Origin of the sequence: Anaerosporobacter mobilis DSM 15930, from assembly GCF_900142955.1 — a bacterium.
GTDB classification, from domain to species: Bacteria; Bacillota; Clostridia; order Lachnospirales; family Lachnospiraceae; genus Anaerosporobacter; species Anaerosporobacter mobilis.
The window spans coordinates 207,136-230,285 of sequence record NZ_FRCP01000009.1 but is presented as its reverse complement, the minus strand read 5'-3'; the positions used below and the strand labels follow the sequence as shown (position 1 = coordinate 230,285).

The window sequence follows — 23,150 nt, the reverse complement described above, 5'->3', positions numbered from 1 at the left end:
ATTCCACTAATCATATCGTTCATTTTTCTTTAAATCTTGTATACTTTTCTTTTTCTGATTGATATGCCTTTCTTTTGCTCTAGGGTAATATTTATTACATTTTTGACAATAATGCTCATGACACGCATCTCTACCTTTTTTACATTCCCCTAATGCAACATAATACAAGCATACTGTTTCTCTATATTTCGCCATCTTATATGCCTCCTTGCTATGCTATCTCCATAACAATTTAATTTTCTTCTTTAATACATGAAGTAACTTTCATAAATATACATATTCTATAGTTTAATTTTGAAACAAAAAAGCCCACTACTACACGCTTATCGCATCTAGTAATCGGCTTACCTATCCCTATATCCTATTCAGCCGATAGCATGATTCTACTAAATAACTAGAAAACCTTGCTATCGAAACTACAACTTAATATCCGTTAATTTCAATTAAACTTACTTGTTCTATAGATTGGATTCTATTGTTATGTTCACAATAATTTTGATCTCTATAGCATGTTTTCCAGTTAATTATTCTTTTAGTATATGCACTACAATCCTGTAATACACTTGTTTGGTTACGTAAACTATTTTGATACATGACAATATCCTCCTTTCATTTTAATTATAGATTCACATTACGTCATATAATTTATCCTTATATAAGATAATGCTATATATAGTATCGGTAAATACTTCCATTTACATTATACTCATTTTACATTTTTCTTTGTGAACTTTGTATGTAGTTTCTGTGAACTGTATAATAAAACAAATATTTATACCGATATGTAGTATAGAAAATAGGATGTTTTCCCACTATTACATGGATGTACACACGAAAAATAGGAGGTCATACTATGACTATTGAATCGTTAAGACAACGCCTTAACGCGATTGAGGCACAAAGCACACTACAAAGAACGTATAATGAGAATTCCAATCAAACCACGAATGCGAATGCGGATTCTGATAGAGATTCTTACATAAGTACCATCGAAGATTCCTCAGCTATTATTCCTTCTGAAACCTATGGTAATATCATGGAACAAATCAAAGCTACCAAACAAGAAAACGGTGAAGATCCAAACGCTCCAACAGAGGAAGATATAGCATCTACTAGTGGATCTTCAAATTCCTCCAGAAGTGGTGAAAAGATTGAAGGTGATTCGGTTAGAGAATATGTTGTTGGACCAGATGGGTCCATCTATCTGAAGATCACAACTACAGATTCCGAAGGTAACGAGACCGTTACAATGACCAAGATTGCTGACAAACCAAAACATAATTCTATGACACCTCCATCTATAGCAGAAGAAGATGGGTTCTCTGAACAAGAAGTAAAGTTATAGGATTAGTAACTAAGGCAAACTAATCTAAATTCTCTCTACTAATTGTCTATAGCAACCTAGCTCATATTCGAAAGAGCAAGCAATATGTATTCCTAATTATCTAGGTTTCATATTGCTTGCTCTTTCATTACTATGCTATTATTACGTAGTTTTTTATTTTAATATTTCATTTGCTTTATCGCTATCATTAGAGACGCTCAAAACAACTACCTTTCCTACTCTCTTAACAATTGCCTTCTCTAACTTTTCAACTTCCTTTGGTTCATAACCTTCAAAGCTTGCCTTTTGATCCGTCACTCTTTGTTTTACCACTTCTTCTACACGTTTCGCTGCATCTTCTGATGTTGCTTCAAAAACAGCAATCTCATCAGCAGTGGCATCCGTACTACAATATACGATTTGTTTGCTAACATCTTCTGCATTCACATCATATAAGATTGCAATCATATCATCATTCATCTGATCCATGTTCCCACCATAGGTCACTTCCTTCAATAGACGATTTGCTATATCGTCAGGCTTAATATTGGTTACCTCTTTCTTGCCACAACCTGTTAATAGTGCTGCCATCATGATCAATAAAATTATTCGTTTCATAAAATCAACTTCCTCCTTCGTTTTACTTTGTATCTCTTAAGTAGTTTAACCACTTTTGGCTATATTCTTTATTCAAATGTACACCATCTGAGCTTGCATTACTTGGTAATGCCGAATTACTGTCTGTTACGGCACTTGCCACATCTAAGTAAATATATCCATTCTTATCTGCCATATCTTTAATCGCTTTATTGAACTTACTAATATTTTCGTTATTATAGATAGAGTCTTTATCCGATTTCGCTTTTGAAACAGGTAAGATTGATTGGACATAAATCGTTGCATTCGGTTGTACTTTTTTTATTTCTGTAATTAGTTTTTCATAACGGCTAGTAAATACATCAAGATATGGCCAACCTAGTTCATTCATACCAAACATGACATACACTCGATTATAGGTTCTTTCTTTCAATCCATCGATGACAGTTCCTCTCGATCCATTCTTCAACTTGATTACGTTGTTTTTCAATGCAGTATCAACCATTAATCCCTTTGCCGCTAAGAATCTTGCAGTTGTTAGCCCTGTATTAATCTGTAGTCCTTCGGTTCTGGAATCCCCTATAAAAACTGCATCTGAAAAGTTATCTTTTTCTATTTCATTTTTATTATCAATATTTAACTCATCTTTTTTATTTTCTTCCTTGTTATTTTCTTCCTGATTTATTTCTTCTTGACTAACTTGTTCTTGCTTAGCGTCTTCTTTTTCTTCTTGAACATCGTTTTCTGTGGTCTCAGCTGGTTTCACTACTCCATCATCACTTACATTATTTTCTTTTCCACTTTCTTCTCTATCAAGCTCTTCATTCTTCTGTTCATCTTTACTCAATGGTCTTACGTCCCCAAATCCATTGTCTTTAACAGAATCCAATGTAGCAATATTCGTGAAATGATTTTGGTCCGTTGCTTCGTTCACATGAGCAGCAGATTCTATAATAGATACACTAAATATCCCTGTTAATGCTAGGGCAACTAGTAATTGTTTTCTTCTTTTTCTTCTAAGTCTTTTTCTTTGTTCTCTTAACACGATAACCATCTCCTCTATTTTTCATTCTATCATATTAGACAATTTAAAAGAGTGAAAAGTTTTATGTTTTTTTATTTTTTTCGTGGAAATTTGTACAATTTCTGTTATTTTCACTAAAGGTTGCTACATAAGGCGATGGCACTTATTGAACTTCAAAAAAGAAGAGTGCATGACCCATAACAGCCACGTACTCTTCTTACATTTTAAACTTGCACTTAATTATTTTTCCTGTATTCTATCAATATATTCATTAATATACGGTGAATCACCACGAAATTCATCCAAATCATACTTTTTATCCTGATAATTAATACCAATAATTGCATTACGCTTAATAACATTCTTCCCTCGCCAACCACAAGAGGTTTTACTAATCTTTTCTTTAAAATATTGGTTATTCATATTTGCATACGTATAGATATCCTCATTCATATACTCCACCGTCTTGAACTCAGATAATACATTGCAAGTGGCATCTTGATTGTACGGACACTGTAGCTGGCAAAAATCACAACCAAATACATTACCTTTCAACAAGGATATTTCTTTGTTTGATATCTCTTTCTTTTGTGTTATATAAGATAAGCAAATATTCGGATTGATTTGATGCTTATTGATTGATTTGGTCGGACACTCCTTAATGCAATTCATACATTCACCACACTGCGTATATTCTCTAATCTGATCAAAGGTATGCTTGTCCTCACAAGGAATCTTAAGATCTGTTATAATCTCACCTAAGAATACGTAAGAACCATACTTCTTCGTAATAATCATATTGTTTCTTCCAATAAACCCAACTCCTGCAAGATAGGCAATATACCGTTCTGGCAATGTATTACTATCCACAAATCCCTTCGCTTTACCACCTAAAGATATAATAAATTCGCAGATTTTATCTATATATTGCATGACTACACGATGATAATCAGGGCGTTTTGTATATATGGAAAAACCATTATCGATATCTTCTCCCTCGTGATAATAAGGAAACGCGATTGATAGTATTGTCTTCCCATCTTCCATATAATGAGAAGGTCTTATCCTCTTTTCAATATCTTTTTCTTCAAATTCATTTTGTAGCTTTTTCTCTTGTCTTATTTGATATAATTCTCTTAGCTCATCAAAAGTTCTACATGGTACAAAGCCAAAGGTATCCAAACCTAACGATCTACAAAACTCTTCTATTTTCTTCTTCACGACATTCCCAACTTCCAATTTCATTTCTGTTATATGTTCTCTAGTATAGCATACCCTCTTTTTTCTTTCTAGTGAAATAGCGAATACTATAACATAATAGCCACATTCTCATATACTACTATATGATATCAAGGAGGTTTGTATTGATGCGATGTGTACCCTTAGAACTTGCTGCTGAGAAAGTATGTGATCAAAGTTCCATACCACCACTTATATTTGAGCTCCCACCCGACCAAGGACGTCTCGTTTTAGAGAAAGCACAAGATACCCCCGTATATACATATTCAGCAAGAACATCAAAAGTACTTATGAATCTTGGTAACTTAGGTAGAATCAACGTTTACTGTATATATCCAGCAAACATTGTCGGCACACCGAATGTTATCTACTATATTCATGGAGCGGGTTGGGTATTTGGTAGTATCCATACACATAAAAAGCTCGTCCATGAGCTAGCTGCAAGAACGAATTCTGTGGTTATTTTCCCAGAGTATACTAGGTCTCCAGAAGCAAAATATCCTACTGCTATCGAGCAATGTTATCATGTACTTTGTAGCTTACCACGAATCTTTCGTAGATTACGCTTAGAGGTTAACTTCTCTACCTTAACTGTTGCAGGTGACAGTGTTGGTGGTAATATGGCAACGGTGATGACAATTCTTGCTAAGTATCGTAACGGTCCAAAGATTCACAAACAGCTTCTCTATTACCCTGTCACAAATGCTTGTTTTGATACCGAATCCTATTGTTTGTTTGCTGAAGATTACTACCTCTACCGAGACGGTATGATTTGGTTTTGGGATCAATATACCACGAGTGAGGAAGATAGGAATCAAATTACCGCTTCACCACTTCGTGCTACCAAGGGACAATTGAGCGGGTTGCCAGATGCCATGATACTGGATGGTGAAGCTGATGTCTTACGAGATGAGGGAGAAGCCTATGCAAGGAACCTAAGGGAAGCGGGTGTTGGTGTAACACAGATGAGGATTCAAGCAATCATTCATGATTTTGTTATGTTAAATGCACTGGATCAGACGAATGGTTGCCGTGCGGCCATGGACGCTTCAACTTCATGGATAAATCGAATGAATAACTCTACTTTTTGCTTAAATTATCTAATATAATCATTTGTAAATAACAAAGATAGAATAAAAGGGATTCCTCTTACTCTATCTTTGTTTTAATCTCAAGTTTTATTATTTATAACGAATCGATACCTGCTTTAGCTCTACAATTGTCTCATCGTCAACCTGCATACCAATCATACCATAAGCGTAGGTGTCGTCTTCAACCACAAGCGTAATATCTTCAAGCATAACTTGAATCTGGCTCTTCTCTACTCTTGTTTTCAAATGATATACTTTATCAATTTCTCTTATAAAGGGTGCATTACTAAGAATCAATTCTGTATTCTCCAAGTTACGAATAATCTGCAACTCATTACCCGTAATTCGAACTCCATAGGAACGTAAACTTCCTTGCGACCGAAGTAATAGATCAAATTTCTCTCCTTGTATCAGTGAAAATTCCAAATCACATTCGTAATCATGCCAATAATAATCCCCAGTAAAGATTTTCTCCGATGAAGATAATCGCACACCATCATCTGAGATTGCAATCCCCTCTACTGTAGGCTGATAATGAGTAAATCCGCTTAGCTCTTTTTGTACAACACTATGCAAAGAATAGTCATCAAAAGTCAATGTGGAAAAATCCATAGAAACTTGTGGTTTACTTTCAATAACGAACGAATCCATATACACAATAACTTGTTCTCCGAAGTATACATCTTCATTTTCCAACGAAACAAGCTCTAATCCGACTTCTTTTATTCTTGCATTGTGGATAATCGGGATACTATTTTCCAATTTTATCCACAAATCCACAATTTTATCCCCATTTATTTCCATTTCAGCAAAACGGTATTTCTTATTTGCTGTCGAATCCACGCAATATAGATATGCCATTAACTTTTGCCCTGTTACATTCTTAATATAACATGACACCTTATCTCCAGGATATGCAATTGGTGAGAAACATGGTTGATATCTTGCATCATGAAGATCTTCTGGTTCATAGTATGTCTTTTGATACACATATACTTGATTACCAGGATGCATATTATTACTGATAATCTTTAAACAACGGTCTCCTTCATATGCATCTTCCATCGTATTCGTTACACGTAGTTCTGCGTTCTTATAAGAACCTCGGATTCGAAACCCATGAATGGCATCTACAAAAGCAAAATGAGAGATTCTCTTTCCTTCTTTCTCTAGTGCTTCCCACCATTCCTTGTATGGCGCTGGCATATCCACCTCTGCTAGTTCATATCCTATCTTACAAAACAGCAATGTATTTTCTGATAGGGTTGAGATATTCAAACTACCTACCATGCTAGAGGCTATCATAACGTCTTTAATCGGTGTGATTAGATGTTTTGGAATTCCATTATCTTGATTCTCTTCGTAAGTACCACATAAAACACCTAAAATTGCTCCGACATTACCCGCGTTACAATCCGTATCAAATCCAAGTAGATTCACTATTTCCATTGTGTTTAAGAAGTTACCTTTTCCATATAGTAATGCAATTGCTATAATTCCTGCATTCGGTATGATGTGACAGATTCCCTTGTAACAATCTGTCCAATACTTCTCTCTTAAGCATGCAAATGCTTCTTCGCTACTTTTTCCTTCTTCGTAGAACTGAATCATGTCTGTAACTACTTTACAATAGTTTCCTTCCTTTGATATAAACGTTAATGCTGTTTTCATAATAGAAAGAATATCGTTCATCTCATATGCTAAAGCTATACATGCGGCGATGAATCTTGCACCTGCAATACCATCGTGATCATGGGTAACTCTTGCACTGGCTTCCGCTAATTCACATGCTAAACTAGGATTCCCTGGTGCTACGAATCCAAAACAGTCGATGAAGATTTGTCCACCTATTTGTTCAGCCATCTCCATTCCATTTACGTTAGCACTACCTGACTGTGGTGCTTCCATACCTGATAACAGATTCTTATAGGCAGTATGTTCTGTAGAAAGTTCATTCCCCCACCAGAAGAATCCATGTTCTTTTGGTATATAATTAAGACAGGTATATCCCATCTCTCTAGCTGTAAGATTCTTATAATGTTCCAGTCCTCTTACGAAAAAGATTGGACCATTGCTATCATCATCGGCAGCGAAATCTTGATAATCCACTACATAATCTTTCATTTCGTTCCCATAAAACTTAGCAATCTTTTCTTTCGACCAACCTTCGATTGGAGCACCCATTCGTATGCCAATTACTTTACCGAGCCAACCTGCATATGTTTTTTGTATATAATCTTTATGAATCATCTTCACCCTTCTTTCGTTATATAATCGTAACACTCAATCTTATTTCTTAATGGTACTAAGTCGACTTATTATGAAACAAAACAGCCACTCACCTAAGTACTTCAATGTGTGACCACCATATTCACCAACTTAAATGAATCTTCTAAATTATTACCTTCAACATACAAATCTAAAAAGAGGAGTCACATGATAACGATCCAAACTTACAATATGTTCAAATACTTTATCAAACAACTCCCCTTATATATAAATTCTATTATATACCTATTAAACTTCTTGATCTAATTTAACTATTGCTTCTTTCAGATATGAAACAAACTTCCCTCTATCCACATCTAATAAAACAGTAGTATTCGGCTTCTTCATATCAAACCATACTCTCTTATCCGTAACCGACATACCAGCAGTTAATTCACCTTGTAATTCAATGTCCACATAATAATCCTTTGCGACAAAGATTTCTGGATGTAATAGATACATAACAGGACAAGCATCAAAGATTGGACTGCGGTCAATACCTAACTTCTTAGAAAACTGAGAATAGAATTCTAATAGATCCGATACAAAATCAGATACACGACCTTTTCCTTTGAAGTCCTCGATTTCTGTATGAAGAATACTTGCTGCAAGACTTACTTCTGTCCCCGCTTGAATAAGTGGAATTCCAGAATGGAATACAATATGCGCGGCATGAGGGTCCACCCAGAAATTAAATTCTGCTGCCGCTGTGGAATTGCCAGAAGTTGCACTTCCACCCATCATAGCAATACAGTCTATACGTTCTTTTACTTCTGGATACATCTTAAGCAATAAAGCGATATTTGTAAGTGGTCCAAGTGCAACAATCGTTACCTTACCTTCTTCCATAAGAATCTTATCACGTAAGAACTCTACTCCATTTTGTTTAACAAAATCCATCGTTATCTTCTCTATAATTGGCCCATCCATTCCTGTATCACCATGTGCTTCTGGTGCCGGAGCGATTTCTCGTATTAACGGACCAGCTGCACCTTTGGCAACTGGGATTTCTTTATTCAAAACAGTAAGAACTTTAAGTGTGTTCTCACTTACTTTATTTAATGTCTGATTCCCACCAACACAGGTAATACCTAGAACATCGAAATGTTCCGTATTCGCCAGTGCTAACATGATGGCCATTGCATCATCATGCCCTGGATCACAATCAATTAATATCGGTCTCATCTAATTATACACCTATCTTTCCTATCCATTAGTTTTCTTTCTTATACTTACGAATGGAATATCCAACGATACCTATGAATACAGCCACATAAGGTAATGTAGTTATTAACTCTGATGGCATGTTCTGTAACTGCAATACATTTCCAACCGCACTAAAGATACCGAAAAGGAAGGACGTAATTACAGTTGGAATAACCATTGATCTACCCATAGCACTAGCTGCGATTGCAATCCAACCACGTCCAGCAATCATATCTCTTGTGAACATTGATAGGTACCCCATTGACATGAAAGCTCCACCAAATCCAGCTAAAAGTCCACTTAGACATAGAGAGATAAATTGTACTCTACGAACATTGATACCAACACTTGCTGCCGCGCTTGGATTCTCACCTACCGCTTTGATGTGAGCACCAAGTTTTGTTTTGTTAAGCATTACATAGATAACTACAATCGAAAGCAAAGCTACATATACTAATACATTATGCCCTGATAGAATTTCTCCTAGTACAGGAATATTCTTTATAATTGGTAAATCAATAGTAGGAAGTTGTTTACTTGCTAGAGAAGCGGAATTACCTTTTTGTCCTGTAAACATATAGAGAACATACACGGTAAAGCTACTAGCGAATAGGTTTAAGGCAATACCTGCCATAATAATCTTCGTACCTAAGTATAAACTTATATAGGCCATAAATGCACTGAATAAAACGCCGACTAAAAGAGCCGCTAATAATCCGATAAAAGCATTTCCGCTATAAGCAGATACCAAAACTCCTGCTAAGGAAGCCGTAAGCATCGTACCTTCCATTGCGATGTTACTTACTCCTGCTTTATCAGATATAACATTTCCTAATGACGCAAATAAAATTGGAGTTGTTACACGAAGAATTGCATACCCAAATGCTGGTGTTAAAAACAAAGCTATGAAACTATTCATTCGTACTTCCTCCTTCTATCGCTTTCTTACGTTTTAGATATTTCACTACGAAATCTGCTGTAATTAATAATACAAGTGTCATCTCTACTATGGCAATCATCTCTACTGGAACATCTGTATTTCTAGCCATAATATCGGAACCAGTTCTTAAGTAACTTAATCCAAAGGCTGCAACAAATGCGCCAATTGGATGATTCTTTCCAAGCATAGCAACTAAACAACCATCAAAACCGTATCCAGGTAGGGCTGACCAAGTAAAACGGTCGTACATACTCATAAGATGCACACTTGATCCCATTCCTGCTATGAATCCTGACATAAAATGCACGATCATCGTTAATGCGAAGAAACTCATTCCTGAGTATTTTGCAAACTCCTTATTAATACCAGTCATCTTAATGGTATAACCGAGTTTCGTTTTCTTATAGATTAACCAAATGATTATAGTAACAACAATTAATAAGATGAATCCAGTCGTTACATTGGTCTTAGGTATTAAAACTTGTAATTTAGCAGTTTCAAGATATTGTTCGGAAGCAACACCTGTAACTGACATATCTTTTAACTTTGACTTAAGAATATAAAAGCCAACACCAAACAAGATATTGTTTAACATCAATGAAGTAACTAATTCATTGGCATTGTATTTTGCCTTGAAGAAACCTGAGATACAGGCTATTAATCCACCGAAGATTGATGCTCCAAGGATAACTATAGTAGAGTGTACCATTGAATTACCAAGATGTTTTGTTGCTAACACAGTCGCTACAATACCAGAGATGTAGAAGATACCTTCACCGCCCATATTAAACAAACCACTTCTAAACAGTAAGGAAGCAGAGATTCCAGCGAATGCTAATGGTACCATAAGTTCTAACACGTTGCCGAAGTATCTCATATTGGTAAGTGGTGCTGTTAGTAATTTATTGAATGCATATATTGGCTCATCGCTAGTCAAGAATAACACTACCAAAGTAATTAGAAGAGCAATTACAATAGCAGTCGCAATTTGTATTATTTCATTTTTTGCTTTATTACTAAGCTTCTTCATACATAGCCCTCTCAATTTCTTTCTTCTCTTGTTGCTTAATACCTAACATATATAAACCTAATTCGGATTCCGTAACACCCGATAGTTCCTTAAAGAATCCAACGATTTGTCCCTCATACATAACAATAATCTTATCACTTACTGCTAACGCTTCACCAAGATCCGCACTTAGTAGTACTAACGCTTTATTATTGTTTCTTAATTCAATTAAACGTTCATGTATGAAACTAGCTGAACCTACGTCTACACCCCTTGTTGGTTGTTCCGCGATTAATAATTCTGGATTCGCATAGCATTCTCTTGCAACTACTACCTTTTGGATATTACCACCCGATAAAGAACCAATTTCCGTATCTTTTGACTGACAAACTACACTATAACTGTCGATAAGTGACTCACTTAATTTATTAATAGCTTTATGATTCATGAACATCTTATGATTGAATTCCTTCGCATCATAGAAACTAGAAATCATATTCTCAGCAATACTAGCCGTATCTGCAATTCCTTGTCTCATACGATCTTCCGGTATATATGCCACTTTCGCTTGATCACGGATATCCTTTATCTTCTTGTTCAATAATGATGTTCCGTTTACATCGATTGTCCCAGTTGTCGGTTTCTTATATCCGAACAAAACTTCTACAAGTTCCGATTGTCCGTTTCCCTCAACACCTACAACACCAAGGATTTCTCCGGATTTGGCTATTAAGTTAATGTCATCTAATAATCGGATTTTTCCACTCTCTAGTGTAACATTCTCCATCTTCAAGGTAATTTTCTTATCCTTGATTTCTTTCTTAATATGAGAATATTCATACTCAATTCGACGTCCTATCATAAGCTCTGAGATGCTTTCAAGGCTTACTTCATTCGTATTATGGGTAGAGATTAGTTCGCCTTTACGAATAACAGAGATTCGATCACTGATTTCTTTTACTTCGTTTAACTTGTGAGAGATAAAGATAATGGTATGTCCACTTTCTTTAAACTTCTTAAGTTCAACAAAGAGTTGTTCTGTCTCCTGTGGTGTTAGTACAGCCGTTGGTTCATCTAGAATCAATACCTTGGCACCTTTGTATAGGAGTTTAAGAATCTCAACCTTTTGTTTCATACCAACACTTAAGTTCTCCACTTTTTCATCCATTGATAGTTGGAAATTATACTGTTTTGCTAGTTCTTCTGCCTTCTTCTTGCTCTTTCTTGAATCAATGAAACTAAATCTTGTAGGCTCATCCCCTAACACGATGTTCTGAAGAACTGTGAATGATGGTACTAACATAAAATGTTGATGTACCATACCAATCCCAATTGCTATAGAATCTAATGGAGATGCAAATGTAACCTCTTTTCCATCATATAATATCTGTCCGCTTGTAGGTTTTTCAAGTCCAAATATAATCTTCATTAAGGTAGATTTACCTGCACCATTCTCTCCAACAATTGCATGAATTTCTCCTTTACGAAAACCAACAGAGATTTTCTTATTTGCAACAACTCCATTGTCGTAAACTTTTGCAATGTCTTTTAATTCTAATATATACTCTTGATTCATACGTAACCTCCATATGGTTTTGTAATATGAGCAACTTTATTTGCAATTCCAATAGTAAAAGAGGTCTGCCTACTATTCATAAGCAGACCTCTTAAGTCTTATCTAATCTCGTTTTATGGTTGAACGCTTTCTCTTAATTTAACAATATCTTTATCTTTCATATTAAATGCTGTAGAAACTGTAACTTCACCAGCTTTTAATGTAGCTTCTGCTTTTTCAACGATTTCGTTTACTTCATAAGTAACTGCTGCTAAATAGAATTCGTTCTTAGCAATACCTACACCATCTTCTTTGATACCGAATTGTTCGTGTGTTCCCCAAGCAAGTGTACCTTCTTTTGCTGCTTTTACAGATTTAAGGATTGTTTGGTCAATTGTCTTGTAACCTGAAGTTATGATTTTTTCTGCTTTTGCACGATCTGTTTCAGCATAAAGCATAGCTTGGTCACTATCTACTCCAATTGCATACTTGCTTAATTCGTTCGCTGCATCGATAACACCATTTCCTGCATTACCTGCACATGCAAAGATTACGTCAACGCCTGATTTATATTGATTTAAAGCGATTTCTTTTGCAGTTGCTACATCAGCAAAATCTCCAACATATGACACAACTACCTTGATATCAGGATTAACTGACTTAGCACCTTCAATATATCCAACCATGAAGTCATTGATACCTGGAATATCCATACCACCAATGAAACCAATCTTGTTATTCTCATCTGCTAATGCCATATCAGAAGTTGTAGCTGCAGCGGCAACTACACCAGTTAGATAACCAATTTCATTAGTAGAATAGAACATGGAATATACATTCTCTAATCCTGAACCTTCTTCAATATCGAAATTGATGAATTTTTGTTCTGGATATTCCTCTGCTACTTTATTCATATAAGGAGTGATTTGCCAGTTACAGCTAAGGATAACATCATATCCAGCTTCCGCTGCATCGATAAAGTATGATTCCCATTTTGATTCATCATTACCGATTTCAATAACCTTAGTTTTCACACCATCTACTTGTTCTTCAACTAACTTCATTCCTTCTACTGCTAAATCATAGAAAGATTGATCCCCTTGGAACGGAATTAATAATGCTGCCGTGTAAGAATCATCCCCCGTCTTCTTGCTAGAGCAAGCCGTTAACATTCCAAGTGCCATAACACATACTAATAATAATGAAACTAATTTTTTCATCTTTAAACCCTACCCTTTCTTTAATTCTGGCATCTTTGTGCTTTGCACAAATTGCTGTGTAAAATAGTTATCCTTACACATTTTCCTTGTATCTATCTGCATCAGCGCCTTGTGCACCTTTTACAGTCGTAGTGATTGCCGCTATGCCGTTAGCATAATCGACCGCGTCCTTTAATTCTTTTCCTTGTAGAATCGCTACAGCAAATGCTCCGTTAAAGGCATCTCCTGCCCCTGTCGTGTCCACAACTTGGATTTTTCTAGCTTCAAGGTTAACAATATTATTCCCGTCATGATAATAAGCGCCATGTTCACCAGCACTCATGATAATCTTGTTGGGATACTTAGCTAAAGTTGTCTTATAGTCTTCCTTGAAGATAGAAACTAATTCTGTTTCATTCGGTATCAGATACGATACCTTTTCTATATAGTCAGGATTAATATTCTGTGCGGGTGCTGGATTTAGGAGTACGGATACACCTTCCTCTTTACACACATCAATCGCATAATATACAGTATCTAATGGAATCTCCAACTGTAGAATTACCATATCCGATTGTTTAATAACATGACGTATCGAATCAATGTAGGTACTATCTACCAAAGCATTTGCTCCAGGTACTACTACAATATTATTATCCTTAGGGCTTGTTGTTACGATTGCAATTCCAGTTGGCGCTTCGGATACAATACGAATATGTTCACTATTCACTTGGCTTTGTTGTAATGCCTCCAAAAGAATTCTTGCATATTCATCTGTTCCAACGAGGCCTGCCATAGTAACATTGGCTCCTAATTTCGCAGCACATATGGCTTGATTCATTCCTTTACCACCTGGTAGTACCTCGAAACTATTACTTGACACCGTCTCTCCTGGTACAGGAAGTTCATCTACTTGAACCATCAAATCTGCATTCAAACTCCCAATAACGAGTATGTTATTCAATCTAACATCCTCCTTCTACTTATTTATCTTTTTTTACTTTATCAACCTAGATGTTACACAAGTACTGGTTAATTGTTGAACGAATAAATATTCCCTAGTATTCATCACAACTTTACTTATGACTTTTTGACCCTCAAATCTATTTATTAAATTGTCTTCGTACTTTGTCTAACAACTAACGTGTTATCTAACTGTATGTTAATAGGTGGAGCTATGTTTTTGTCAATCAATCGAACGATATATTCGCTCGCTTTGGTTGCCAATTCGGCTAATGGCTGAGCAATTGTCGTCAATTTGGGATGAACATATTCTGCTATATCAATATTGTCATACCCCATAACTTGTACCTGATCTGGAATTACTATCCCTAACTCAGATAGCCAACCGATACATTGAATTGCGGAGATATCATTCCAAGCAAAAATTCCGTCAACACCATCTTCAATCATTTTCTTAAGCTCTACAATATCAACCTCTGAGTTATTTCTAACCGTGTAGGATATTTTATGTTTCACAACGGTTTCAACGAACATATCCTCACGTATCTTAGCTGGGATAATCTGTTCATTACTGCTAAGATATAAGATTTTCTTGCAACCACAAGCGATTAAATGCTCTGTTGCTAACGCTGCACCTTGCCTGTTATTGCTAGTTAGCGTGATATAGTTAAGATCATCTTCATTAATTCGATCTAATAGAATAATCGGAATATCTGCCTTTAGCTCCATAAATTCATAGGAACCTGTAATTAGGATAATCCCGTCAAAACGATTGGATATTGCCATGTTCAAGTAATTTCTCTCTAATTCAATATCACCATTCGTATTACAAAGTACTGTTTTATATCCTTGCTTCAATAAGTTTTGTTCTATAATATGAACCAATTCTGTGAAGAAAGGGTTACAAATTGTTGGAATCATGACACCAATTGTTTTGCTATGATTTGACTTCATTGCTCTAGCTAGTTCATTAGGCATATAGTTCAATTGCTCACAAGCATTTTTGATTTTTTCTTTCGCCTCTTCGCTTATATACCCTCTTGCATTCAAGTACCGAGACACAGTCGATGTACCAACTCCAGCTAATTCTGCCACTTGCTTAATCGTTGCCATAGTATCCTCCTATGTGGTATCGTTGCCACACTCACCATGATAGTTTATATTTCGACTTATGTCAACAATAAATCACACGATTTTTCATAGTATTTTTCCATTAATTAAGCCAGCTAAATAATACTATAAGCAGTGTTAATATAACAAATCTTTCTTACTATTTTTAAGTATTATTCCCTTTAATTGGTCAACCAGAATATAGTAAAAGAGAAGGAATTTTCTACTTACAATTCCTTCTCTCTTATTGTATTTATAATGTATTAAACAACTTCCGCACTTCCTTGATACATTAGTTTCTTTTTCAAACTCTTTATTACTAAATAATATGCAGGTACTAAGAATAAATCTGCCATAATCCAAGCTACTGGACTTGCGAAACATGCTGCAGTAAATCCAAACACTGGTACGAATGCAAAACCAACAATTGCACGGGCTGCCATTTCACATACCCCTGCTATAATGGCAAGTTTGCTAAATCCCAATCCTTGTATTGTAAAACGGAAGATGTTGACAAGCGCAAGTGGAAAATAGAAGACACTTACACATTTTAATAAATAAGCAGAATTATGAATTATCTCAACTTCTTTACCATCAATGAATAATAACGTAAATTGTTTTCCGAATACAAATAAGATTAAACAAGCGATTACAGAATACACCAATCCAATGAAACTACATGCTTTCAATCCCTTAGTAACACGATCAAGCTTACCAGCGCCTACATTCTGACCTGCATAGGTTGCCATTGTAGATCCCATAGCATCAAAGGGACAACAAAAGAACATACTGATTTTACTACCCGCAGTCATTGATGCTACCGCTAAGGACCCCAAAGAATTTACAGCTGTTTGCAAAATCACGCTACCGATTGCTGTTATGGAATATTGGAGCCCCATTGGTATTCCCATCATACAAAGTTTGCTCATATATCTTGCATCAGGACGCCACTCCTCTTTCGAGATCTTAAGAATTGGGAATTTCTTCGTTATATAGACCAAACACAAAATCCCTGATATTGCTTGTGATATAACGGTTGCCCATGCGGCTCCAGCAACTCCCATATTAAGTATAAGTATTGCGGCAAGATCAAGTATTATATTCAATAATGATGACATAACTAAAAAGTACAATGGTGTTTTGCTATCTCCTAGAGATCTTAAGATACCTGCTAGTAAATTGTACAAGTATATTACTGGAATCCCCAAGAATATAACAAATATATAACTATACGAACCATCAATGATATCACTAGGCGTATCCATCCATACTAGAATTTGACGACACAATATACATACTACTACAGTAGTGATTACAGAAAAAACGATTGATAACCACACACTATTGGCAACAAATTTCCGCAAGGAAGAATGATCTTTCGCTCCAAAGGATTGCGCAACTGGTATTGCGAAGCCATTGCATACCCCCATACAAAACCCTATAATCATAAAATTAATGGAACCTGTTCCACCAACTGCTGCTAACGCTTTTGGTCCCAAGAAACGGCCAACGATCATAGTATCCATCATATTATAGAATTGTTGGAATAGCATTCCAAATAATAATGGTACGAAAAATCGTACTATCAGTTTAAATGGAGACCCTACCGTCATATTCTGTGTTGTACTATTCGACATCTTCGACATCCTCCTAATTGTATATTCCTAGATATTCTAATACAAACCACAAAATAAACAATACAATTTATTATATATTTATTGTCTTATCTTCTACTATATTAGTTTTTCTTTAACTAAATAACCTTTTTCCTCTGATTTTCCATACACTTGGATTGAATATAATAACCATTGGAATTAATTCTAATCTACCAGCTAGCATATCAAACATTAATATATATTTTGAAAATGAATTATATTTTGCAAAGTTCTCCATTGGTCCAACACCGTCAAAACCTGGGCCAACATTATTAAGCGTTGCAGCAACTGCTGTGAAATTCGTTTCAAAGCTATAGTTCTCAAAAGATATTAGTAATACTGAACTTATGAAAATCACAAGATACAAGGAAATGTATGTTTTAACGGAATTCACAATTTCATTATTTACTTTTTTACCCTCTATACGAACGGTACGTACACTTCTTGGATGCATATATGCAGCAAGTTCATTCTTAATATCTTTCCACAAAATCACAATCCTTGATACCTTAATACCACCACCAGTGCTACCCGCACATGCGCCAACGAACATCAATAAGATTAAGACACTCTTTGAAAGAGAAGGCCACAAGTTAAAATCAACGGTAGCAAATCCAGTCGTCGTAATTACTGACGACACTTGAAAGAATGCTTGCTGTAATGCTGACCATATACTTGGGAAAGATCCTCTAATATTGATACCTATTACAATAGTAGATATCGCTATAATTCCTACATATACACGAAGTTCTTCACTCTTTAGAATCTGTTTTGGCTTACGAACTAAAAGCAAGAAGTAGATTGAAAAATTCACGCCGAATAACATCATGAATACTCCAACAATATTTTGTATTGCAACACTGTAGTCTGCCATACTGTTATTCTTAATACCAAAGCCACCTGTTCCAGCAGTACCAAAAGAGGTTGTCAATGCATCAAAAGCAGTCATTCCACTAATTAACAGAAGTACTACTTCTATTATAGTTAAAAAGATATAGATTCCATATAGAATCAATGCAGTATCTCGAACACGTGGAACTAATTTATTGACACTTGGACCTGGACTTTCCGCTTTCAATAGATGCATGTTATCCCCGCCAGCAAGTGGAAGGATACATAGAACAAAGACAAGAACGCCCATACCACCGATCCAATGTGTAAAGCTTCTCCAAAACAAATTACATTTTGATAATGCTTCTACATCACTAAGAATCGTTGCTCCTGTCGTAGTGAAACCTGAGATTGTCTCAAACATAGCATCCACAATAGACGGTATTTCTCCATTAAACACAAATGGCAAGGCGCCCGTTATACTAAGTACAATCCAACAAGCAGCAACGCTAATAAAACCATCTTTGGCATAAAAAGCTTTATTTGAAGGTTTTTTTAAGGTTAATGCAACACCAATCGCTAGACAAATAATCGATGTTACAACATAAGCAAAACCGCTATCCTCTCCATAATAAAGTGCAACAAAACTCGGGATTATTAGAAATATCCCTTGGAAATTCAATATCCAACCTACAATGTAACTAATAAATCTATAATTCATAGTCTTATCCCCTTAATATATCCGCTAAATCTTGATAGCCTAAATTAGTTGTAACAACAATTACACGGTCTCCTTTGACAATGCAATCTTGGCCCCTTGGAGTAATAATCTTTCCACTTCGATTAATACAACAAATCAATAGATTATCTTTTAGATTCAACTTCTCTATAGGAATTCCTATTAACTTCGAATCTTCATTCACATAAAATTCAAGTGCTTCGGCTTTATCCTTCTTTATCTTATATAGTGTCTCCACATTACTTCCGATCGAATTATTCATCGCTCTTACATATTGAACTATATACTCTGCTGTTATATATTTGGGGTAGATAACACTACCTAACTCCAAATTATTAATAACATCATCAAAAGCAATACGATTAACCTTCGTTATAATCTTTCCTTTTGTTTTACTATGAGCATATAATGATAGTAATACATTCTCTTCATCTAAACCAGTTAATGAAGCAAAGGATTCTGTCTCTTCAATACCTTCTTCCTTCAATAAACTCTGATTCGTTCCATCTCCATTAATAATCATGGCACGTGGTAATAATTCAGTTAGTACTTCACAACGATTTAAATCCTGTTCAATAATCTTAACATCAATCCCATAACCAATTAGTTGATTTGCCAAATAATAAGATAATGCACCACCACCTATTAACATAGCATTCTTAACAGGATTTGATATAACTCCAATCTTAACAAAAAATTCTACTGCCTTTTTATGAGAAGCTATAATTGAAACCACATCTTTTTCTTTGATAATGAATTCTCCATTTGGAATGATAACCTCTTCCGCACGCTCCACAGTACAAACTAAAACATCACAGTGTAACTTACTTGCAATTTCTTTAACACTAATATTATGTAGAATAGAGCCATCTTGTACTTTAAAGTTTAATAATTCTACTCGTCCTTTATTAAAACGATCAATACTTATTGCGGAAGGGAATCGCAGTACTCTTGTTATCTCACTTGCTGCCGCATTCTCTGGATTGATAACCATAGACAAACCAAGTTCTTCTTTAATAAAATTAATCTCCTTACTATAAATAGGATTTCGTACTCTTGCAATTGTCTTACAATCTCCAACTTTTCTTGCAATTAAACAACAAAGAAGATTCAACTCATCCGATCCAGTTACTGCAATAAGAAGATGTGCCTTTTCAATTCCTGCTTCAACTTGTGTTAAGTGACTTGCACCATTCCCCACTACTCCAAGGGAATCGTATTTATATGAAACTTCCTCAACTATTTTTTCATTTATATCAATTACTGAAATATCATGTCCCTCTTGACTTAGTTGCTCCGCTAATGTACTTCCTACTTTTCCACAACCAACTATAATGATCTGCATATTAACCTCCAAAATTTTATCCATGCGTATGTATTCAATGTACAACTCTATACATTGTATCATATAATATTTTTAATTCAATATAATAAATTACTACTTATTGAATATAATAAAACCCATAATAATTTACTAATTACCATGGGTTTTAAACACGCTATTTTACTATTGTTTTTTGTTTGGATTCTTAGGAAACCAACCTTTTTTGACTCTCTCTTCTTGTTCGAATAATTCCTGAATACTCCATAATAATGAAAATCCCAAGATTGCTAATATCGTACTAACTACATTCTGTTTACAAAATAGCGAAGCAACAATGCAACCAATACCTGCTACACCAAACACTGGCCAAGCCTTTTTACCTATGTAATATTCTGTTTTAATTACTACTGGATGCAAACCACCTATTATTAAGAATGCTACTATACCGGTTATCAGACCATTAAAATACATAAATCTACTCCTTTTTTATCATTATAGGATTCGAGTGTCATAAGGCAGTTTATTTTTTAATCTCGTCAATTTGCACTAATTTATGTGTGAATAAGTTATGCCAAACGTAGTTCACTCGCAACACGCTCTCGCTTGGATAAAGTTCGTAGTGGTACATAAGGCTCTAAAATACAGAGCCAAAGTACCAACGACTTCATACAGTTGCTCTTCGAACTACGTTCGACATAACATTAGTTAAGTGATATATGTGCAAATTGACGAAGGCAAGTTTTGCGAGAGGCTTTTGACGCCCGAATCATTATAGTTATAATATATTGAACTTATCGATGTATATGACTTAAATTGGATAGGATACTTGTAATTCAATTTCAACACAAGGAAGGCATTCTCCACGACTAAGCCGCGGGAATTCCTTCCTTGATCATTTTCTTAATGGCAAATTTCTTTATAGAAAAGTTTCTTAAAACAATTCTTTATAAACAATTCTTTAATATAGTTTCAATATCTTCTGTGGAAAGTCCAACATAACAGCTTTCCATATCATTGTGATTTGTCGTAGCAACAGCCATATCATGAATGGATTTATCTTCAATCGCAACTTCCTTAAGCGTCATAGGAATACCACATTCTTTAAAGAAGTTTTCTGTTGCGTCAATTCCCTTAGTAGCTAATTCCATGCTATCTTCACCTTCGAAATCCCATACATTTCTTGCGTAATTACAGAATTTATGAAGTGTCTTCTCTCTTAAGATATATCGCATCCAACTTGGGGTAACAATCGCCAAACCTACTCCATGAGTAATATCGTAGAATGCACTAAGTTCATGCTCAATTGGATGGCAAGTCCAGGCTCCACCTTTACCTGCACAAACCAATCCATTAAGGGCTAATGTTGAAGCCCACATAAGATTAGAACGTGCTTCATAATCCTTTGGATTCTCTAATGCCACTGGGCAGTACTTGATACAAGTCTTTAAGATACTTTCGCATAAACAATCTGATAGATATGCTTCGTCATCCTTTTGAAAATACTGTTCATATACATGCGACATAATATCTGCTGTTCCAGCTGCAGTTTGTGTCTTAGGTAATGTAAATAGATACGTAGGGTCAAGTATAGATGCCATTGGTATGAAATTAGGACTTCCTGTACCAAACTTTTCTTTTGTTTCCATGTTACTAATTACTGCATTCCCATTCATCTCAGAACCTGTTGCTGCTAATGTAAGTACAGTAACAATTGGTAAAACCTCATCAATCTTAGAAGGGTCTACAACTAAGTCCCAAGGATCTCCATCATAGAATGCACCACCAGCTATAACCTTAGCCGCATCAATACAACTTCCTCCACCCACTGCTAGTACAACATCTATCTTATGTTGTTTGCATAATCTAACACCTTCTCTAACAGAAGTGATTCTAGGGTTTGGTTCAACTCCAGGTAATTCTACTATGCTAAATCCTTTTAACAAATCTATAATCTGACCATATAAACCTAGCTTCTTAATACTTCCTCCACCATATACTAATAAAACATTCTTACCATATGCTGTTAATAGTCCTGGTAAATTAATAATCTGATCCCTACCAAAACGGATATCTGTACGAGCATGAAATTTAAAATTATTCATATGTTACCTCCTATTTAATCTAGCTATTGCGTTTGCCACTCTAGTATATTCATTATAGAATTTTTAATACTACCTATTCATTATATCTCATCAATACATATATAACAAACCCATTGTTGAAAATATTATTTGTTCATTTTTACTGAATATAATTCCAAAATCCAGATTACCATGATATACAGCATACAATCAATTTTTCTTAGCTTTTAGTTTACTATACCCAATCGGTTAGTGTGATTCAACTTAGCTAATTCTTGGCACAAAAAAAGAACGTCCTAACGTTCTTTCAGACTATAGATAAATTAACTTATGGATAAGATTATTCAAAATCAAAGTATTAATAAAGACTAAAGATACGAGAATTTCCGGTCTTTAGTAATCTACGTTACTAAATTGTAATTTTAATAATTATTTTTCAATTTTTATTCTCATACCGTTCCCATTATATCCGAAGGGTACGGCTTCAAATCCGCAACTTTCATAAAATTTTTCCATACCTTTTATTGATATCAAGTTAATGGTACTATACTCTCCAACAATTGTATTTCCTTTTATCTCATCAATTATAGAATTTACAAGCTTTTTCCCTATTCCTTTTTTTTGATATTTTGAATTTACCACTACATCAACTAAAAGATATGACATGCCATCTCCAATTGCTCTAGCCATTCCAACTGCACAATTAACATATATAGCTTTTTTCACAATAGTGCTATTTTTTATAGCTTTTTCAACAACGATTGGATTTTTAGATTCCCATCCAACTTGTTTTCTTAAATTATTATATTCATCAACATTTAAACTATCTCTTATCTCAATTCCTATTTCATTCATAAAAATCTCCTTGATAAACTCAAATTTATTAAAGAATACCATAAGTTGGGATAAAAATATAGCATTAATTATTTATACACATATTTATATTCTTCTTATAATAATTGGCTTTATCTACAGTCTGAAAGAACGTCCTGACT

At 35.0% G+C, this 23,150-nt stretch carries 21 protein-coding genes; 2 read left to right on the top strand and 19 right to left on the bottom strand.

Translation table 11 applies throughout. The features are described 5' to 3' along the window. Nucleotides 1–6 precede the first annotated feature (6 nt). Together BUB90_RS09320 and BUB90_RS23500 are read right to left on the bottom strand one after the other, a co-directional pair. Nucleotides 7–195 carry a hypothetical protein gene (locus BUB90_RS09320; protein ID WP_073286529.1) on the bottom strand — a complete coding sequence of 63 codons (189 nt, stop codon included), beginning with the start codon at nt 193–195 and terminating at the stop codon, nt 7–9. Between the two features lie 228 nt (nt 196–423). Next, nucleotides 424–594: a hypothetical protein gene (locus BUB90_RS23500; protein WP_170865471.1), complete on the bottom strand. Its 171-nt coding sequence runs from the start codon at nt 592–594 to the stop codon at nt 424–426. A gap of 259 nt (nt 595–853) precedes the next feature. Between BUB90_RS23500 and BUB90_RS09315 the strand changes: the two genes are divergently transcribed. Next, complete coding sequence (locus tag BUB90_RS09315) at nt 854–1,345, top strand: hypothetical protein (RefSeq protein ID WP_073286526.1); 492 nt, start codon at nt 854–856, stop codon at nt 1,343–1,345. 153 nt (nt 1,346–1,498) lie between these two features. Here BUB90_RS09315 and BUB90_RS09310 read toward each other — a convergent pair whose 3' ends face one another. The 3 genes from BUB90_RS09310 to queG all read right to left on the bottom strand — a co-directional run bounded on the left by BUB90_RS09310 (nt 1,499) and on the right by queG (nt 4,166). Continuing rightward, complete coding sequence (locus tag BUB90_RS09310; protein WP_073286523.1) at nt 1,499–1,942, bottom strand: DUF4358 domain-containing protein; 444 nt, start codon at nt 1,940–1,942, stop codon at nt 1,499–1,501. A gap of 22 nt (nt 1,943–1,964) precedes the next feature. Further along, on the bottom strand, nt 1,965–2,966 hold the full coding sequence (locus BUB90_RS09305; protein ID WP_073286519.1) for a GDSL-type esterase/lipase family protein: 1,002 nt from the start codon (nt 2,964–2,966) through the stop codon (nt 1,965–1,967). A gap of 219 nt (nt 2,967–3,185) precedes the next feature. Continuing rightward, nucleotides 3,186–4,166 carry a tRNA epoxyqueuosine(34) reductase QueG gene (gene queG, locus BUB90_RS09300; protein WP_330393770.1) on the bottom strand — a complete coding sequence of 327 codons (981 nt, stop codon included), beginning with the start codon at nt 4,164–4,166 and terminating at the stop codon, nt 3,186–3,188. Nucleotides 4,167–4,309: 143 nt separating this feature from the next. On the opposite strand from queG, the gene BUB90_RS09295 reads away from it, so the two are divergent. Beyond that, on the top strand, nt 4,310–5,293 hold the full coding sequence (locus tag BUB90_RS09295) for an alpha/beta hydrolase (protein WP_170865470.1): 984 nt from the start codon (nt 4,310–4,312) through the stop codon (nt 5,291–5,293). A 72-nt stretch (nt 5,294–5,365) separates the two neighbouring features. Here BUB90_RS09295 and BUB90_RS09290 read toward each other — a convergent pair whose 3' ends face one another. From BUB90_RS09290 to BUB90_RS09225, 14 genes are all read right to left on the bottom strand, one after another. Further along, nucleotides 5,366–7,525, bottom strand: a complete 2,160-nt coding sequence (locus tag BUB90_RS09290) for an ADP-ribosylglycohydrolase family protein (protein ID WP_073286509.1) — start codon at nt 7,523–7,525, stop codon at nt 5,366–5,368. A 267-nt stretch (nt 7,526–7,792) separates the two neighbouring features. After that, nucleotides 7,793–8,728 carry a nucleoside hydrolase gene (locus tag BUB90_RS09285; RefSeq protein ID WP_073286506.1) on the bottom strand — a complete coding sequence of 312 codons (936 nt, stop codon included), beginning with the start codon at nt 8,726–8,728 and terminating at the stop codon, nt 7,793–7,795. Nucleotides 8,729–8,756: 28 nt separating this feature from the next. Further along, nucleotides 8,757–9,668, bottom strand: a complete 912-nt coding sequence (locus BUB90_RS09280; protein WP_073286503.1) for an ABC transporter permease — start codon at nt 9,666–9,668, stop codon at nt 8,757–8,759. Then, nucleotides 9,661–10,719: an ABC transporter permease gene (locus BUB90_RS09275; protein WP_073286499.1), complete on the bottom strand. Its 1,059-nt coding sequence runs from the start codon at nt 10,717–10,719 to the stop codon at nt 9,661–9,663. The genes BUB90_RS09280 and BUB90_RS09275 overlap by 8 nt, the downstream gene beginning before the upstream one ends. Further along, nucleotides 10,706–12,274: an ABC transporter ATP-binding protein gene (locus BUB90_RS09270; protein WP_073286495.1), complete on the bottom strand. Its 1,569-nt coding sequence runs from the start codon at nt 12,272–12,274 to the stop codon at nt 10,706–10,708. The genes BUB90_RS09275 and BUB90_RS09270 overlap by 14 nt, the downstream gene beginning before the upstream one ends. Nucleotides 12,275–12,387: 113 nt before the next feature. Further along, nucleotides 12,388–13,473, bottom strand: coding sequence for a BMP family ABC transporter substrate-binding protein (locus tag BUB90_RS09265; protein WP_073286492.1), 1,086 nt, complete (start codon nt 13,471–13,473; stop codon nt 12,388–12,390). A gap of 73 nt (nt 13,474–13,546) precedes the next feature. Continuing rightward, on the bottom strand, nt 13,547–14,416 hold the full coding sequence (locus BUB90_RS09260; RefSeq protein WP_084139172.1) for a ribokinase: 870 nt from the start codon (nt 14,414–14,416) through the stop codon (nt 13,547–13,549). A 146-nt stretch (nt 14,417–14,562) separates the two neighbouring features. Further along, nucleotides 14,563–15,528 (bottom strand): LacI family DNA-binding transcriptional regulator, encoded by a 966-nt coding sequence (locus BUB90_RS09255; RefSeq protein ID WP_073286489.1) that lies wholly within the window; start codon nt 15,526–15,528, stop codon nt 14,563–14,565. A gap of 260 nt (nt 15,529–15,788) precedes the next feature. Then, nucleotides 15,789–17,162 (bottom strand): MATE family efflux transporter, encoded by a 1,374-nt coding sequence (locus BUB90_RS09250; RefSeq protein ID WP_073286486.1) that lies wholly within the window; start codon nt 17,160–17,162, stop codon nt 15,789–15,791. 112 nt (nt 17,163–17,274) lie between these two features. Further along, on the bottom strand, nt 17,275–18,732 hold the full coding sequence (locus BUB90_RS09245) for a TrkH family potassium uptake protein (protein WP_073286482.1): 1,458 nt from the start codon (nt 18,730–18,732) through the stop codon (nt 17,275–17,277). Between the two features lie 4 nt (nt 18,733–18,736). Continuing rightward, a complete protein-coding gene (gene trkA, locus BUB90_RS09240; RefSeq protein ID WP_073286479.1) occupies nt 18,737–20,095 on the bottom strand; it encodes a Trk system potassium transporter TrkA in 1,359 nt (452 codons plus the stop codon). A 162-nt stretch (nt 20,096–20,257) separates the two neighbouring features. Continuing rightward, nucleotides 20,258–20,545: a DUF4491 family protein gene (locus BUB90_RS09235; protein WP_073286476.1), complete on the bottom strand. Its 288-nt coding sequence runs from the start codon at nt 20,543–20,545 to the stop codon at nt 20,258–20,260. A 473-nt stretch (nt 20,546–21,018) separates the two neighbouring features. Then, nucleotides 21,019–22,176: an iron-containing alcohol dehydrogenase gene (locus BUB90_RS09230; RefSeq protein WP_073286473.1), complete on the bottom strand. Its 1,158-nt coding sequence runs from the start codon at nt 22,174–22,176 to the stop codon at nt 21,019–21,021. A gap of 408 nt (nt 22,177–22,584) precedes the next feature. Further along, on the bottom strand, nt 22,585–23,010 hold the full coding sequence (locus BUB90_RS09225; RefSeq protein ID WP_073286470.1) for a GNAT family N-acetyltransferase: 426 nt from the start codon (nt 23,008–23,010) through the stop codon (nt 22,585–22,587). Nucleotides 23,011–23,150 lie beyond the last annotated feature (140 nt).

Bases quoted from the DNA above. Each gene is read 5' to 3' on its own strand.
- BUB90_RS09310 (WP_073286523.1), bottom strand. From the start codon at position 1,942: ATGAAACGAATAATTTTATTGATCATGATGGCAGCACTATTAACAGGT.
- BUB90_RS09275 (WP_073286499.1), bottom strand. From the start codon at position 10,719: ATGAAGAAGCTTAGTAATAAAGCAAAAAATGAAATAATACAAATTGCG.
- BUB90_RS09315 (WP_073286526.1), top strand. From the start codon at position 854: ATGACTATTGAATCGTTAAGACAACGCCTTAACGCGATTGAGGCACAA.
- BUB90_RS09290 (WP_073286509.1), bottom strand. From the start codon at position 7,525: ATGATTCATAAAGATTATATACAAAAAACATATGCAGGTTGGCTCGGT.
- BUB90_RS09280 (WP_073286503.1), bottom strand. From the start codon at position 9,668: ATGAATAGTTTCATAGCTTTGTTTTTAACACCAGCATTTGGGTATGCA.
- BUB90_RS09270 (WP_073286495.1), bottom strand. From the start codon at position 12,274: ATGAATCAAGAGTATATATTAGAATTAAAAGACATTGCAAAAGTTTAC.
- BUB90_RS23500 (WP_170865471.1), bottom strand. From the start codon at position 594: ATGTATCAAAATAGTTTACGTAACCAAACAAGTGTATTACAGGATTGT.
- BUB90_RS09230 (WP_073286473.1), bottom strand. From the start codon at position 22,176: ATGAATAATTTTAAATTTCATGCTCGTACAGATATCCGTTTTGGTAGG.
- BUB90_RS09225 (WP_073286470.1), bottom strand. From the start codon at position 23,010: ATGAATGAAATAGGAATTGAGATAAGAGATAGTTTAAATGTTGATGAA.
- BUB90_RS09265 (WP_073286492.1), bottom strand. From the start codon at position 13,473: ATGAAAAAATTAGTTTCATTATTATTAGTATGTGTTATGGCACTTGGA.
- BUB90_RS09235 (WP_073286476.1), bottom strand. From the start codon at position 20,545: ATGTATTTTAATGGTCTGATAACCGGTATAGTAGCATTCTTAATAATA.
- BUB90_RS09320 (WP_073286529.1), bottom strand. From the start codon at position 195: ATGGCGAAATATAGAGAAACAGTATGCTTGTATTATGTTGCATTAGGG.
- trkA (WP_073286479.1), bottom strand. From the start codon at position 20,095: ATGCAGATCATTATAGTTGGTTGTGGAAAAGTAGGAAGTACATTAGCG.
- BUB90_RS09250 (WP_073286486.1), bottom strand. From the start codon at position 17,162: ATGTCGAATAGTACAACACAGAATATGACGGTAGGGTCTCCATTTAAA.
- BUB90_RS09255 (WP_073286489.1), bottom strand. From the start codon at position 15,528: ATGGCAACGATTAAGCAAGTGGCAGAATTAGCTGGAGTTGGTACATCG.
- BUB90_RS09285 (WP_073286506.1), bottom strand. From the start codon at position 8,728: ATGAGACCGATATTAATTGATTGTGATCCAGGGCATGATGATGCAATG.
- BUB90_RS09245 (WP_073286482.1), bottom strand. From the start codon at position 18,732: ATGAATTATAGATTTATTAGTTACATTGTAGGTTGGATATTGAATTTC.